Here is a 14910-nt window from a genome sequence, read left to right as displayed (position 1 = left end):
ACCGTTCGAGCCGGGCCAGGCTCCGCGGAGCCCGCTCATCGTGAGCGGGCTCCCGAAACGGCTCAACCGAGGCCCAACAGTCAGCTGCAGAGCCGCGGATCGCGGCAGATCCGTGCACCTCTGAAGCGCCGTGGACTGACCGGAGAGGATGTATGCGTGGATCCCACAACGTTGCACTGGGCATCACGCCGGTATCTGACGAGGCGATACGAGGAACTCCAGGGCGAATATGGTCGGCTGCCCAACAGTGGCCGCCAGGCCGATGGGTACCACTACACCACCGACGCGAAGGAGATCTTCCCACGCTACAACGTCGTGGACGCCATCCTCGTGGAGGTGGAGCGGCTCGATCCCGACCGGCTTCCCAGCGGTGACGTGGTGGCCAGCATGATGCTCACGGCTGCCGAGAGTGCGAATTCCCCCTTCACCGAGCCCCCGTACGACGAGGTCCAAGCACTGGCTATGGCCGATGAGCGCCGGCTGTTCGCTGCAAAGGTGCAGCACTGGACGGCGCAGACCGATTTCCGCACCGACCCCGTCCCGTACCGGCGCGTGCTAACGCCCGAGGAGTCGTCAGCCTGGCGGACGTCGCTGCAACGGCGATGGGGGGTGCAGAACGGCTGCTGGCACCCGTTGCTGAGTAGTTCAGTTCCGCACGACGTGCTGGTCCTGACTGGGGAGTCGATGTGGGAGGGCGACGGCGTTGATCAGGTTCGCCGAGTGCTGCGAGAGCTGGGCCGGCGGCGTGTAGTCGAGTTGCGCGAGTATGGGGCCGACTACCTGTTGGATGTGGAGACCGTCGTTCCGAGGTACACCGGGCCGGAGGGTCTCTGGATCGACGAGCATCACGATTGGATTGCCTACGCATCCCACGAGGGAACCGTGGCATTCGGCGGCGCACTCTCCGCCAGGCTCGTGGCGACCTGGCCTGAGGCCGAGAGTTGGCGATGGCCCGGATGGCAGGAACTCGGCCATGGCTGAACCATGTCATCCTTCACAAAGCCGCGAGACGCACTCATCAGCTCCTTACCGCCTTGACCCGCGCACACTCCCCTACCAGCCGACATAGGGGAGTGCTGGTTTCTCTACAGAACCGCGAGCACTCCGCGGAAAACAGCACGCTGCACAGACTCTGACGTCAGCGCGTCTTCGCGGGCGCCGGCAGGTCGGGTAGCAGCGGGGCGTCCGCGAACTCGTCGGTCAGGCTGATCTGCCACCTACGAGTCCCGGCGCCGCCAGCCGGCTGACGCCCCGGGGGGCGATGCCGACGGCGATGACGAGCGACACCGCCGCGGACGCACCAGTTGTCAGGCCTGGAGCGAGCGCAGCATCAGTGACAGGTAGCGCTGGGAATCCGCTGCGGCGTCGGGGCCGGCGGCCAGGACGACGCCGTGGTGGGCGGCGATCAGTAGCCGGAAGTCGGCGACGGTCAGGTCGGCGCGGACGGTCCCGGCCGCCTGGGCTTGCTTCAGGAGCTGGGCGATGACACGTTCGGTCTCCTGCCGCTCGTGGTCGAGCCCGTGCCCGGCGACCACCGCGTCGACGTAAGCCCTGGTGAAGCCTCTGTCCTGCAACTGATATGCGCAGAGCGTACGGATCAGCTCCCGCAGCGCACGCGCCGGATCCGGGTCACGCAGGGCTGCGGCGTGCATGGCCGCGCAATCGTTCCACTGATCGGCGTAAGCGTTGGCGATGAGGCGGTCCCGCGTGGGGAAACGCCGGTAGACGGTGGCGACGGACACGCCGGCATCGCGGGCGATCCGGGCCACCGTGACGTCCTCACCCTTCTCGGCGAAGGCGCGCCGTGCCGCAGCCAGGATTCGCTGTCGCTTCTCCTCGGCGTCCCAGCGCATCGGACGAGCGTACGCGCGGAACCCTCCCCGGCGAGCGGAAGTGCGGCAACCGGAGGTCGCCTTCTCTCAGTGCGTTGCCGCATGGCCAACAGGGGCTGGATGGTCGGTCCGGTTACCGATACGAGGAGCAGGAGACAAGAGTTGAGAACAATGGATGGCACTACCAGCCTCGTCACCGGCGCGAGCCGGGGCATTGGTCGCGCGATCGCCAAGCGTCTCGCCGCGGACGGATCGCTGATCGCCGTGCACTACGGCACGAACGGGTCGGGTGCCGAGGAAACCGTTGCTCAGATCACCGAAGCGGGCGGCGCGGCGTTCGCGGTCGGCGCACAGCTCGGCGTCGCGGGTGACGCCGATCGACTCTGGGCTGCCGTGGACGCTGGGTTGGCCGAGCGTGGCGTACGACCCGGCGTCGACGTGCTGGTGAACAACGCGGCGATCGGCGGGGCCACGCCGACTCTGGCCACCGCACGGCCGGACGATTTCGACGAGCTGTTCGCGATCAACGTCAAGGCGCCGTTCTTCGTGGTTCAGCGTGGAGTGGACCGGCTGCGGGATGGCGGCCGGATCGTCAATGTCTCGTCCGTCGCCACCCGGATCGCGATACCCGACACGCTTGCATACGCCATGACGAAGGGGGCAATCAACACGTTCAGCGTCACGTTGGCGCAGGAACTCGGCGCCAGGGGTATCACGGTGAACGCGGTGATGCCTGGGACCACCGCCACCGAGGTCAACGCGGCGTGGTTCGACGCCCAGCCGGCGCTCCGCGAGGCCGTGACCGGGCTGTCGCCCCTGCGCCGTGTTGGAGAACCGGAGGATGTCGCGGACGTGGTCGCCTTCCTTGCTTCTCCGGCGGGGCGCTGGGTGAGCGGCCAGGTGATCGACGCGTCCGGAGGGGCCCATCTGGGCTTCTCCGTCGGCCAGGGGCCGCCGGAGACTGTGTGACTGCTTCATCTACGGCGTGGGTCGGACCGGCGGGAGGCCGGCCCGGCGCACACGTCCGTTCCGCGTTGAGGCATCAGGGTGCGAGGGGACTCACCGGTCGGATTCTCACGGTGAGGGGGTGACGCGGTGGCACTGCCGGCAGGGCGCGGTGAGGCGAATGCCCGCGCTGCCGGCACGATGCGCATCTGAACACCGACGGCCTCTGCAAGCCCCGCCTGCAAGCGACCCGGATCGACGGCGACGCCGAGTGGGCACTGCAACTACCCGATGCACCGCCACGGCATGTGCAGCTGCTACTCGGCACGGTGCGCGACTACGCCAACCAATCGCGGCCGTTGAACCGCGCGAAGGGCAAGGGTTACATCAAGCCGACGCAGCCCCGAGAGATCTTCTACAGCGACGTCGATCCGGAGATCGCCGAACAGCCCGTTGGGCGACTCGGACTCCAGGCCTGGGCATCGACGCAGCAGCCGCTGACCCAGGCGGCGTGGCACACCATGCCCAGCACCTACATCGTTTGCGAGGCGGACAACGCCCTCCCGCCCTTCGCTCAGGAACTCATGGCCAAGCGGGCCGAACGGGTGCTGCGGATGAACTCCTCGCACTCGCCGTTCTTTTCTCAGCCCACCGAACTGGCCACGCTGATCTGGGCCGAACTCTCCGCCTGACGCTCGCCGCCGCCCGGTGGGGCATTGCCCAAGCGGGCATCCGAACCGGGCGGCGGGCTGCGCCGACGACCTCGCCGAACGCATCGCGTCCGGCGATTTCCCGCATGGCCCCGACGCTGCCATGCGTGGGCGCCTTCGTCGTCGACTATGCGCTAGCGACGCTGCACGCCAGCGACGACACCCAACTGAAAGCATCAGCGGTTCACGAAGCCGGGGTAGGCGTCCACGCGTCCATCAAGCCGCTGCACCATGAGCTGGTCGCCTTTGCGCCAGATCGTCTCGCCGGGGTACACGAGGACCGGTTGATCCAGGACGAAGTGGCCCCAGCGATCAATCAGCGTGAGGCGGTCGGCCTGCGCGCGGAACGATGGGCTCTTCCTCTTGGCCGTGTTCATGCTCGACAGCATCGGCCAGGCGGCAGACGGGCTCAACAGCTGGCCTGACGAGTCCTGACCGGGATCGCAGTGACCTACGAATTACGAGATCAAACTGCCCGTCCCGCCGACCTGGGCGCACGGTGATCTAGCAGCGGAAATACCTCTCGACGTTCTCACACCACTCCCCCGCTGTCCGCCGACCTCTTGCGGACTAGATGCGGACCGTCACTTGCCACGCATTGCTCGCGGCGTCACGAGATGGAGGTCGCCATGGTTCACGTGCGAACCTTCGGTGCACGCCAGCTGGGATGTGCCCCCGGCCGCCTCGTTGGTTGCCGGCGGGAAAGCTCCCTCTGCTACCGCTTCTGAAGCGTGCGCACCAGGCCGGCGATGAGGTTCGCTCGTTCTGCCATGGCGCGCCGACCCGGCGGTCGTCACCGGCTGGATCGCGCAGACCCAGGCCGAACGCGCACTCGCGGAAGCAGATCTACGCACAATCGCAGGCACCACCCCGCGCCGGATGAGCCGAGCAGAAATCACGGCCCTGGTGAACGCGCTCGGTGACATCACCACCGTGCTCCGCGACGCCGACCCCGCCGACAAAGCCGAGGTCTACCGGCAACTCGGTCTCCGGCTGAACTATCAGCCTGAAACGCAAACGGTGCGCGCTGCAATCGATCTCAGCGCGCACCGTTTGGTAATGATGTGTCCGAGGGGGGACTTGAACCCCCACGCCCTATACGGGCACTAGCACCTCAAGCTAGCGCGTCTGCCATTCCGCCACCCGGACCTACACGTTGAGCCTACCTCGCCGACCGGATGATCTTTCCATCCGATGTCGGCACGGCGGGCCGCACGGGGAGTTACTGTACACGCCGCTCGTGGATCATGCACATCGCCTTCCGGTGCCCCGGTCTCGGCGCTCGCGCCACTGCTCAAGTGGCCTCACCCGCCCTCATCAACACCGCCGCCAGGCGTGTCCGGGTAGCGTCCGGCGGCCCTCTGGCGGCAGCATTGCCACGTGTCCCATCCCTCCCCCCTCGCAGCCGTCCAGCATCGGGCCCTCGCCCTGCGCGCCGCGGGCGATCTCAGCGCCGCCCGGCAGCTGCTCGCGGAGGCTGTCGGGTCCCCTCCCCCGCCGTACTCCGACGACCACCCCGAGATGCTGCACACCGCGCATCTGCTGGCGCGGCTGCACCGGGAGGCGGATGATCCGCTCGGCTCCCGCCGGGTGCTGGAGGAGGCGTTCGCGGCGGGTGAGCGGCGGTGGGAGCAGTCCGACCCGGTCCTGCTCGCGATCGCCTTCGAACTCGCCGAGGTAGCCGAGGAACTGGGCAACCGGCACGAGGCCCGCCGCAACTACACCCGGGTGGCCACCGCCGGGCCCGCGGTGCTCGGGGAGCACCACCCGGCGGTACGCGCCGCCCGCGACTACCTCGGCCTGTCCGCGTCGCCCCCGAGTGAACAGCACAACCCGTCGCCGACGCCCGGTGCGGCGCCGGTCAGCGCGCCGCCCGACTCCGGCGCCCGGTCGGCGCTGTCCGGGCCGACGCTGTCCCTGGCGACCCTCGCCGCGATGCGCCCGTCCGCCGGCGGCGCGGCGGCCACCACCTCACCCTGGGCACCGCCGCAACCGTCGGCCACACCCCGGGCAACCCCGCCAGGGGTACGCGCACCCGCCGCACCCAGCGACGCCACGGCCCCGGCTCCGGCACCTGGGGTTCAGCCCATCCAGCCGACAACCGCCCCGCCGATGCGCTCCGGCCCGCCGACACCCTCCCTGGCCCCGCCGTCGCAACCCGGACCCTCTCCTACGGCGAGCCAGCCCTCTGGGCCGACGGTCGAGAGCCAGCAGCCCACGTCGGGTACCAAGGTCCAGCCGCCCGCGCCGACGTCCGGAAGCCAGCCAGCCAGACCGACGACCGAGGGCCAGCCAGCCAGACCGACGACCGAGGGCCAACCGGCCAGGCCGACGTCCGAGAGTCAACTGCCCAGGCCCAGGGCCGAGAGCCAGCCGATGCCGTCATCCGAGCAGCGGCCACCACGTCGACCACCGACCGGATCTCCTGTAGCGCCGCGTCAGCGGGTCGGCGACCACCCGGCCGCCGACGCCGCAGACCACCCGACGGCCACTCCGGCACCCCGGTGGGACGATCCCACGATCCAGGTACGGCAGATCGAGCCGTTACTGGCCGAGGAAGCCGCCCGAACGGGAGTCAGCCCAACCGGAGCGAACGGATCCGTCGACGCACCCGGTGTCGAGGCGACCCCGCCGGGCGGGCCGTTGCCGACCAGCAGGCACCCGGGGCCGACACTGCCGGCTGGCGGAGCACCAGCCCAACCAGTCAGCGCCCCACCCGCTCCCCCACAGCCGATCTCCGCGCCGCCAGCACACCCACATCCCGTCTCCGGGCCATCCGGCCATCCGGTCTCCGGACCATCCGGCCATCCGGTCTCCGCGCCACCCGGACACACCAACCCGGTTTCCGCACCACCCGGGCACGCCGGCCCGCTGTCCTCGTCACTCGCTGCTGGGCAACCGGTCTCCGCGCCTCCCATCTCCGCCCCTCCGACGAGCGCACCGCCCGCTCCCAGGCAAGCGGTCTTCGGACCCCCACAGAGGGCAACACCAGGCCCAGCGCCATCCAGCGCCGCGCCTTCCGTACCCCCGTGGGGGTTGACCGCGCCGCCGTGGAGCCGCAGCGGCCCACCGCACCCGAATACCGACGCCGACGCCGCTGAGCTGTCTGCGACGGACGCCGAGGCCACCGGCGGGGGCGGCGAGTCCGGGCTGGACATCTTCGAGGCCGCGCCGGTGCCGCGGGCCCGGGTCTCGGCGTCCGACGAGACCGTGGTGTTCCCGGCCGTCGCGCCGAGCAGCGGCCCGCCCAGCGGTTACGGCGGTCCGAGCCAACCTGTCACCGCTCACCCGGGGACGGTCGCCGCTCAGGCGGCATCTGCCGCCGCGCCGCTGCGCCCCGCCGCGACGCCGGTCGAACCGACTCCGGCGGCCTGGTCACCGGGCAGTGGTGGAGCAGCGCCGCTACCGGCACCACAGCACCACCAGCCGACCCCAGCCGAGCAGGCCGGCTACCCGTCCCAGGAGCACTACCCGGGGCAGGCGTTGTATCCGGGGCAGCAGTACCACCAGGCACAGGAGGCGTACCGGCCGGCGTACGCCGACGAGGACGGCTCGGCGAGCCGCAACCGGGCGACGCTCATCGGCGCGGTGGTGGCGGCTGGGGTCGCCGTCGTGGCGGTGGCCGGGCTGGGCGCGGTGGTGCTGACCCGCGACGACCCGCCGCCCAGCGGAGCCGCACCTACAGCGGTGGCGCCGACGGGCGTGGCACCGACGGCGGCGGGGCCTCCGCCGGGGGATCTGAAGCTACGTGACAACTCGACCACGATCACGCTGACCTGGACGGACCCGTCCGGCGGGGCGGTGCCGTTCATGGTCGCGGCCGGACGGGCCGGGAAGGCCCTCGGGGTGATGGCCACCGTGGACCCGGGCAAGACCAGTTACACGGTCAACGGGTTGAACTCCCGAGTGGATCACTGCTTCACCGTGTTGGCTGTCTACTCCACTGACAGCTTCGCGACATCGGGCCAGGTCTGCACCGCACGGGAGCGCACCGCCCCGTCGAGCGGGAAACCCTCGGGCCGACCGTCACCGAGCTGACCCGGAGCGTGAGCCGGGCTGAGCTGGGCGTCCACAACGCACACGCTCGGTATCCACAGGGGTGACCGTGCGGGTTCCCCCGTCACCAGCAGCGCCATATGATGGCACCCGGCTCAGGGGAGGGGTTGCCGCGAGGCGCGCCACCTGCCACGACTCAGGGGAGGCAGCCGGCTGTGGCCAGCATCGACGACGCCGTACGGACCGACGCCCCCCGCTCCCGGTCCCGGCTCCGCGGTGGCCTGGTGACTGTCGGCACGGTGGCCGCTCTGCTGGCCGCCATGGGGTTGACGGTTCTCGGGTTGGGCGCGGCCGACAACGCGGTGGCCAACTACGACGCGAGTTCCTGGCTGTGGAGCACGGCGCGCAGCGAGCTGGCCCGGGTCAACGGGGTGACCGCCCGGGTGGACACCCGCACCGAGATTCCCGGTGCCAACCGGCACCCGATGCAGGTCACCCAGACCGACCGGTTGCTGATCCTGCGCGACCTGCAGACGGGGCAGGTCAGCTCCCTGGACCTGGCGACCCTGCAGCTCACCGCGACCACCAAGACAACCCCCGGCCTGGGCGTGAGTGTCGCCCTGCACGAAGATTCGGCGTTCGTGGTCGACGCCGTGCAGGGCATCGTGCGGCAGCTCGACCCGCGGTCGCTGGCCCCGGTCGGGGAGCCGGTCCGCTATCCCCCGGGCATCGCCGGCGGCACCTTCGACGGTGAGGGCCGGCTCTGGATCGCGGTGCCCAGCGAGGGCACCGTCTCGGCGATCACCGCCGCGAAACTGCCGTCCGCGCCGGCCTCGGCCGCGCCCGACGGCGGTGGGATCAAGCCGGAGCGTGTCGAGTCGTACGACGTGGTCGAGGCGAGCCACGAGCTGGTGGTCTCCACCCTGGACGACGGTGTGGCGGTGCTCGACCGCACGGCCGGCAAGCTGGTGCGCGTGCAGCACGGCAAGGTGCACCCGACGCCGTTGACGCTGTCCGGCCCGGCCGCACTGCCCGCACGCACCAGTGGCCCCCGGGTTCCGGTCACCGTGCCCGCCGAACGGCGGGTGCTGGTGGTGGGCGACGGTGGGGAGGAGAAGGCGTTCACGGTGCCGGGCGAGGGGGATCGGCTCAGCGCGGCGGTGGCCTGGGCGGACCGGTTCTACTGCGCCGACGAGGCCACCGGCACGATCTACGCCTTTGACGGGGGCGGTCAGCTGGTCGAGACCATCGGCGGGCGAGCTAACGGGCCGCTGGAGCTGGAGGTCCGGGAGAACCATCTGTTCATCAACTCGCCCGACGCGGCGATCGCCCGGGTGGTGGACGACAAGCACCAGGTCCGCGAGGTCAACAAGTACGCCAACGACGTGCTCGGCGGCGACCCGCCACCGGTTGCCCCGCCTCCTCCCCCGCCGAAGAAGCCCCGGGTGGGTAAGCCGAGTGCCCCGCGCAGCGTGACCGCGTCGGCCGGCAACGCGCAGGCCCGGGTGAGCTGGCGGCCGGCGGCCGCCAACGGCGCCGAGATCATCAAGTACGTGGTGGAGGGTGCCGGCAAGCGTGTGGAGGTGGGCGCGAACCAGCGTGCGGTGGAGGTCAAGGGTCTGACCAACGGCGAGACGTACCGGTTCGCGGTGCACGCCGTGAACGCCAAGGGCGACGGTCCGCCGCGCAACAGCAACCCGGTGACCCCGACCGCCGCGGTTCCGGACCCGCCGGCGAGCGTCACCGCCCAGGAACGGCCCGACGGCACGGTGCTGGTGAAGTGGCCGGCCGCGAACGGGCAGGGCAACACCATCGCGAGGTACGCGGTGACGGCCAGTTCGGCGGGGACGAACGCCCCGGCCGGCGAGTCGACGAAGACGGAGCTGGTGGTGCCGGCCGGTGAACTGGAGTACGGCACCCAGTACGCGTTCACCGTGGTGGCGGTCAACAGCAAGGGCGCCGGGTCGGCGGCCTCACCGGTGAGCAACACGGTGGTGCCCTTCGCAGCGCCGGGTCGGCCGCTCGACCTGCGGGCCGGCACTGTCGCCAACCAGCCGGGCGCGGTGACGGTGCAGTGGGCGCCCGCCGAGGCGAACGGCCGGCCGGTGACGAAGTACCTGGTGGACGTCGGTGGGCGCACCAGCGAGGTGACCGACACCCGTACGACTGTCACCGGGCTGGGCAACGGCCAGAACGTCACGGTGAAGGTGAAGGCTGTCAACGAGGCGGGGCCGGGCCCGGAGGCCACCGCCACCGCACGTACGGTGGCCGAGCCTCGGGTCACGGTGACCGGTTCGTCGGCGACCGCTACCGGGGCGACTGTGACGTTCACAGTGGACGCCGGCGGCGGTCAGGCCACCTGCTCGCTGAGCACGACGGGTGAGCCGGCGAAGGCCGGCGCGTGTTCCAGCATCACGATGACGGGCCTGACGCCGGGCACCAACTACACGTTCACGGTGACGGCCACCAACGCCGCCGGTAAGGGCACGGCGACGAGGGCGCAGGCCACGCCTTCGCTGTACGGGGTCGCGACCTGTCGTAACGGCGCGTCCGGGCCCGAGTCGACCTACTGCGACCGGGACCGGGATGGCCGCAACGGCAACGAGATCTTCTCGGTTGCGCGACAGGACAACGACAAGCAGGTGGGCTGGGCGAAGCCCGGCACCCGGTTGCAGGCGTACTGCAAGAAGTCGGGCGAAGAGGTCTACGCCTACATCTACAACAACGAGAAGCGCAGCACCTGGTGGGTGCAGGTCAACTACGAGGGGAAGAACTACATCCCCTGGGCCTGGCTCAACCTGGAGGGCGGCGACAACATCAACGTCCTGCCCACCTGCTGATCCACCAGGCGAGGAGCACCACCGACCGTGAACACCCACGAGCCACTCACCCAGCCGGAGGTGCAGGGCTTCGCGGCCCTGGCGGCCCGGCTGGCCGAGAACGTCAACGCGGTGGTGCTCGGCAAGCCGCAGGTGGTGCGGCTGGCGCTGACAGCGCTCTTCGCGCAGGGTCATGTGCTCCTGGAGGACGTACCCGGGGTCGGTAAGACGACCCTGGCACGGGCCATCGCCGCCACGGTGAAGGGTGAGTGGCGGCGCATCCAGTTCACGCCCGACCTGCTCCCCTCGGACGTGTCCGGCGTGACGATCTTCAACCAGGCGACCCGGGACTTCGAGTTCCACCCGGGGCCGGTCTTCGCCAACATCGTCATCGCCGACGAGATCAACCGGGCGTCGCCGAAGACCCAGTCGGCGCTGCTGGAGGTCATGGAGGAACGCACGGTCACGGTGGACGGGGTCCGGCACCCGGTGCCGTCGCCGTTCCTGGTCGTGGCGACCCAGAACCCGGTGGAGATGGACGGCACCTACCGGCTGCCCGAGGCGCAGTTGGACCGGTTCCTGGTGAAGTTGTCAGTCGGCTACCCGGACGAGGCGGTCGAGGTGGAGGTGCTGCGCGGCGCGACGGTGCGTTCCCCTGAGGCGCTCGCCCCGGTCACCGACACCGCCACCGTCGGGGAGATGGTCCGGATGGCCCGCCGGGTGCACATCGCCGAGCCGCTCTACGCGTACGCGGTCCGGCTGGCCGCCGCGACCCGTACCCACCCGCAGGTACGCGTCGGGGTCAGCCCCCGGGGTGTGATCGCGTTGACCAGGGCGGCGTGCGCGTACGCGCTGATCGACGGGCGAGGTTGGATCATGCCGGAGGATCTGAAGGCGCTCTCCGAGGCGGTGTTCGCGCATCGGCTGCTGCTCACCCCGGACGCCCAGGTACGCGGGTTGACCGCCGGGGAGGTGCTGCGCCAGGCCATCGCCTCGGTGCCGGTGCCCCTGCCGTCGGGGCAACCCGCTCCGGTGCAGGGCTGACCGGCAGCAGCGGCATGGGGATCACCGCCCGTGGGGTCGGGCTGCTCGTCGCCGCCGTCGTGCTGGTGGGGGCGGGTTTCCGTTTCGCGTACCCCGAGTTGACGCTGCTCGGCGCGGCGGCCGGCGCGGCGGTGGGCTACGCGGCGCTGGTGGCGGCCTGGCGGCCCCGGTTGACGGTGACCCGGCACGCCGACCCGGACCGGGTGGCGCGTGGCGAGTCGGCGAGCATGACGGTGACAGTGCGCAACGCTGGGCGGCTGCGGTCGGCGAACCTGCTGGCGGAGGACCGGTGCGGCGAGCGCACCGTGCCGGTTCCAGTGCTGCGCCTGCGACCGGGGCGGGACACCGAGGTCCGCTACGAGGTGCCGACCCACCGACGGGGGGTCGTGCCGGTCGGGCCGCTGCGGGTCACCCGGCGCGACCCGCTGGGCCTGGTGGCGTTGGCCCGCCCGTACGGTGCGGTGGTGCCGGTCTGGGTGTACCCCCGCATCCACCCGCTGACGGCGGTGCCCACCGGCGCGGGGCGCAGCCTCGACGGCCGGGTGGACGGGGTGCCGCACGGGTCGATCACGTTCGACTCGCTGCGGGAGTACGTGGTCGGCGACGAGCTGCGCCGGGTGCACTGGCGGACCAGCGCCCGGGTGGGCGAGCTGATGGTGCGGGAGAACGTGGACACCAGCCTCCCCCGCCTGGTCGTCCTGCTGGACAACCGTGTCGCCGCGCACCCGCAGCGCGTCGGCGGGGTGGCGGAGTCGTTCGAGTCCGCGTGCGAGGCGGCCGCGTCGGTGGTGACCGCCGCGCACCGCGCGGACCTGCCGGTGGTGTTGCTGTTCGTGGCCGCCGAGGCGGCGGCACCCGGTCAGGAGGCGGACTCCAGGCCCGCCCTCGGTCCCCTGGACCGGCTGGCCGCCGCTGAACTGTCCGACGACGACGACGCGGTACGCGCGGCGACGACCCGACTGCGACAGGACCGGCTCGGCGACACGCTGATCTTCCTGACCGGGCCGGGTGGCCGAGGTGAGCTGGGGCATGTGGGCGCCTTGCGCGGGGCGTACCCCTCGGTGGTGGTCGCTGTGTTCGGCGCGGCCGAGCCGACGCCACCGGGCGCCGCCGGCCTGGTGGTGGTCGACGCGGCGGACGGCGCTCAGTTCGCCGCCGAGTGGGACGGGGTACGCCGGTGGTGACGCACGTCGTGCGGGTGCTGCGGGCGGCCGTCGTCCCGGCGGCGTTGATCGGGTTGACAGTGCTCGCCGGGGTGGCGCTGGGCCGGGTGTACGCGGGTGACCTGCTGACCTGGCTGGTGGGCGGCGCGGCGGCGGGCTCGGTGCTGGTCAGCGTCGCCGCCCGTCGGCTGCCGTCCTGGCTGGTGGCACCGGTCTCGGTGGCCGCGATGGCCGGCTGGACACTGTGGTCGCTGCGGCTGGCCGCCGACCACGCCGAGCTTCCCGGCAGCCTGCTGGAGGTCACCGCGGACGCCGCGCGCAACGGCATTCCCCGGCTGCTCACCGCGATGATTCCGGTGGAGCCCGCACCGGACACGGTGCTGGTGCCCGTCGTCGCCGCCTGGTTGGCGGGGCTGGCGGGTGCGGAGGTGGCGCTGCGCGCCGGCCGGGTGTTGTTGGGTTACCTGCCGGCGGCGGGGCTCTACGCCGCCGCGCTGTACACGGTCGGCCCGAACGCGGAGCCGGCGGTCGGAACGACGGTGGCGTTCGTCGCGGTCGCGGCGGTCGGCCTGGCGGCACCCGGCAACGCGGCGCCGGCCGGCGGGGATCCGGCCGCCGACCTGGCGCCCCGGGTACGCGCGGCGGTGCGACTCCGGCTGGCCGCCAGCGCGACGCTCGGCGTGGCAGTGGTGGTCGGGCTGGTCGCGCTGCTCGGCCCTCTCGTCGCCGGTCAGGTCGACGGTCGGCCGGTGGACCCACGCCGGTACGTGGAGCCGCCGCAGGTGCAGTCGCTGGACGAGAACCCGTTGATCCGGATCTCCGGTTGGGCGCTGCACCCGGAGCAGAAACTCCTCGACGTGAGCACGGAACGCGAGGGCACCCCGCCCGCTCCGCCCGACGCCGCCGCGCCGGACGGCGAGCCGGGAGCCGAGCCTGCGACGGGCGCCAAGGGTGTGCGGATCCGGTTGGCGGTGCTCAGCGACTACGACGGGGTGACCTGGCGGGTCGGAGCGACGTACCGCAACGCGGGCCGGATCCTGCCGGCCGCCACGCCCCCGGAGGCCAGTACGGTCGGCACGGTCCGCCAGCAGATCACCGTGGCGGAGTTGAGCGGTCGACTCCTGCCCGCCGTGGCGACGCCCCGGGAGGTGAGTGGCGCACGGGTGGCGTACGACCCGGCGAGCGGGACGCTGATCCGGCCGGAGGGGTTGACGCCGGGGCTGCGGTACGAGGTGACCTCCGCCGAGGAGCACCCGGACTCGAACCTGTTGGGCACCGCCAACGTGCCCGCCGGCGACGAGGTGGCCCGGGTGTTGCGGGTCGCCGACGGGGTGCCCGATCCGATGCGCAAGTTGGCCGCGCAACTCGCCGAGGAGAACGGCGCCCCGTTCGCACGGGCGTTGGCGATCGAGCAGTTCCTGGCCGAGCACTACCGGGTGGTGGCGGACGCGCCGAGCGGGCACGCGTACCCGAATCTGGGTTTCTTCCTCTTCGGACCCCGCAACGGCGGCGGCCAGGAGGGCACGTCCGAGCAGTTCGCGGCGGCGTTCGCGGTGCTCGGCCGGCTGTCCGGGCTGCCGACGCGGGTGGTGGTGGGTTTCCGGACCGGCGGGCAGGGGCCGGTGCTGGCCGGCGACGCGTACGCCTGGCCGGAGGTGCTCTTCGACGGGTTGGGTTGGGTGCCGTTCGACCCGTTGCCGCGCCCGAACAACGAGCCGAGGCCGGTGGAGGAGGATTTCCGGCCGACGCCTGATGATCCGCCGCCGTCGGAGGCACCGGCGCCCACAGTGGAGCCGTCCGCGTCGCCGGAGCCGGTGGCCGCCCCGGACGGGCCGCCCGGACAGGCTGGGTTGTCCACGCCGGTGCTGGTCGCCGGGGGCAGTGGCGGGCTGTTGCTGCTGGTGGGGGCACTCCTGCTCACCTTGTTGGCGATGCGCCGCTCGTTGACCCGGAGTCGACTCGTCCAGGGTGACCCCGGCCGGCGTATCGCCGGGGCCTGGCAGGAGGTCACCGACGCGCTGCGCCTGGCCGGCCGACCGGTCGGCGACGACCTGGCCGCCACCGAGGTGGCCGGGCACGCCCGCCAGGCCCTCGCCGACGCACAAGCCAGCGTCACCGGCGACGGCCCAACGGGCAGCGGCCCAACCGACGGAGGCCCAACCAGAACCGGCCCGACCGACGCGCCGCCGGCCGTCGACGAACTGGCGGCCCTGCTGAACCAGGTCGGCTTCGCCCCCGCTGCCGCAACGCCGGACCAGGCGGCCCGGGCCGCCGAGGTGGCCACCGCCTACGTCACGACGCTGCGCGCCGCCCGCCCGTGGTGGCGCCGCCTGCTGTGGTCCATCCACCCATCCCCCCTGACCCGCGCCCGCGCCCGCCGCTCCCCGCGGTGATCAAGAGG

10 protein-coding genes and 1 tRNA gene are annotated in these 14910 nt (G+C 71.9%); 8 read left to right on the top strand and 3 right to left on the bottom strand.

From position 1 onward, the window contains the following. Window positions 1–156 precede the first annotated feature (156 nt). Entirely contained in the window at window positions 157–981 is an 825-nt protein-coding gene (locus FHU34_RS11885) for a hypothetical protein (RefSeq protein WP_145780005.1), read from the top strand. A 326-nt stretch (window positions 982–1307) separates the two neighbouring features. Here the strand turns inward: FHU34_RS11885 and FHU34_RS11880 are convergent, their stop codons facing one another. Beyond that, window positions 1308–1853, bottom strand: a complete 546-nt coding sequence (locus tag FHU34_RS11880; protein WP_145780004.1) for a TetR/AcrR family transcriptional regulator — start codon at window positions 1851–1853, stop codon at window positions 1308–1310. An 81-nt stretch (window positions 1854–1934) separates the two neighbouring features. On the opposite strand from FHU34_RS11880, the gene FHU34_RS11875 reads away from it, so the two are divergent. Next, complete coding sequence (locus tag FHU34_RS11875) at window positions 1935–2801, top strand: SDR family oxidoreductase (protein WP_244311621.1); 867 nt, start codon at window positions 1935–1937, stop codon at window positions 2799–2801. A 284-nt stretch (window positions 2802–3085) separates the two neighbouring features. Beyond that, window positions 3086–3469, top strand: a complete 384-nt coding sequence (locus FHU34_RS11870) for an alpha/beta fold hydrolase (RefSeq protein ID WP_167524802.1) — start codon at window positions 3086–3088, stop codon at window positions 3467–3469. A gap of 194 nt (window positions 3470–3663) precedes the next feature. Here the strand turns inward: FHU34_RS11870 and FHU34_RS11865 are convergent, their stop codons facing one another. Further along, on the bottom strand, window positions 3664–3864 hold the full coding sequence (locus tag FHU34_RS11865) for a hypothetical protein (RefSeq protein ID WP_145780002.1): 201 nt from the start codon (window positions 3862–3864) through the stop codon (window positions 3664–3666). A gap of 688 nt (window positions 3865–4552) precedes the next feature. Next, window positions 4553–4636 (bottom strand) — tRNA-Leu (locus FHU34_RS11860). A gap of 231 nt (window positions 4637–4867) precedes the next feature. On the opposite strand from FHU34_RS11860, the gene FHU34_RS34155 reads away from it, so the two are divergent. The 5 genes from FHU34_RS34155 (at window position 4868) to FHU34_RS11835 (ending at window position 14902) form a co-directional block, all read left to right on the top strand. Beyond that, window positions 4868–7525 carry a fibronectin type III domain-containing protein gene (locus tag FHU34_RS34155; protein WP_341874433.1) on the top strand — a complete coding sequence of 886 codons (2658 nt, stop codon included), beginning with the start codon at window positions 4868–4870 and terminating at the stop codon, window positions 7523–7525. Between the two features lie 173 nt (window positions 7526–7698). After that, window positions 7699–10323 (top strand): fibronectin type III domain-containing protein, encoded by a 2625-nt coding sequence (locus FHU34_RS11850; RefSeq protein ID WP_244311620.1) that lies wholly within the window; start codon window positions 7699–7701, stop codon window positions 10321–10323. Between the two features lie 27 nt (window positions 10324–10350). After that, entirely contained in the window at window positions 10351–11346 is a 996-nt protein-coding gene (locus FHU34_RS11845) for an AAA family ATPase (protein WP_088988698.1), read from the top strand. A gap of 14 nt (window positions 11347–11360) precedes the next feature. Further along, entirely contained in the window at window positions 11361–12530 is a 1170-nt protein-coding gene (locus FHU34_RS11840) for a DUF58 domain-containing protein (RefSeq protein WP_145780001.1), read from the top strand. Next, window positions 12524–14902 (top strand): transglutaminase TgpA family protein, encoded by a 2379-nt coding sequence (locus FHU34_RS11835; RefSeq protein WP_244311619.1) that lies wholly within the window; start codon window positions 12524–12526, stop codon window positions 14900–14902. Before FHU34_RS11840 ends, FHU34_RS11835 begins: the two co-directional genes overlap by 7 nt. The last annotated feature ends 8 nt before the right edge of the window (window positions 14903–14910 follow it).

Source organism: Micromonospora taraxaci, from assembly GCF_007830095.1.
Taxonomy (GTDB): Bacteria; Actinomycetota; Actinomycetes; order Mycobacteriales; family Micromonosporaceae; genus Micromonospora; species Micromonospora taraxaci.
This window is presented reverse-complemented; position numbering and strand designations above follow the sequence as displayed.

What these genes read in the sequence shown, in the direction of transcription:
- FHU34_RS11880 (WP_145780004.1), bottom strand. Translation starts at nt 1,853, where the DNA reads ATGCGCTGGGACGCCGAGGAGAAGCGACAGCGAATCCTGGCTGCGGCA.
- FHU34_RS11875 (WP_244311621.1), top strand. Translation starts at nt 1,935, where the DNA reads ATGGCCAACAGGGGCTGGATGGTCGGTCCGGTTACCGATACGAGGAGC.
- FHU34_RS11865 (WP_145780002.1), bottom strand. Translation starts at nt 3,864, where the DNA reads ATGAACACGGCCAAGAGGAAGAGCCCATCGTTCCGCGCGCAGGCCGAC.
- FHU34_RS11840 (WP_145780001.1), top strand. Translation starts at nt 11,361, where the DNA reads ATGGGGATCACCGCCCGTGGGGTCGGGCTGCTCGTCGCCGCCGTCGTG.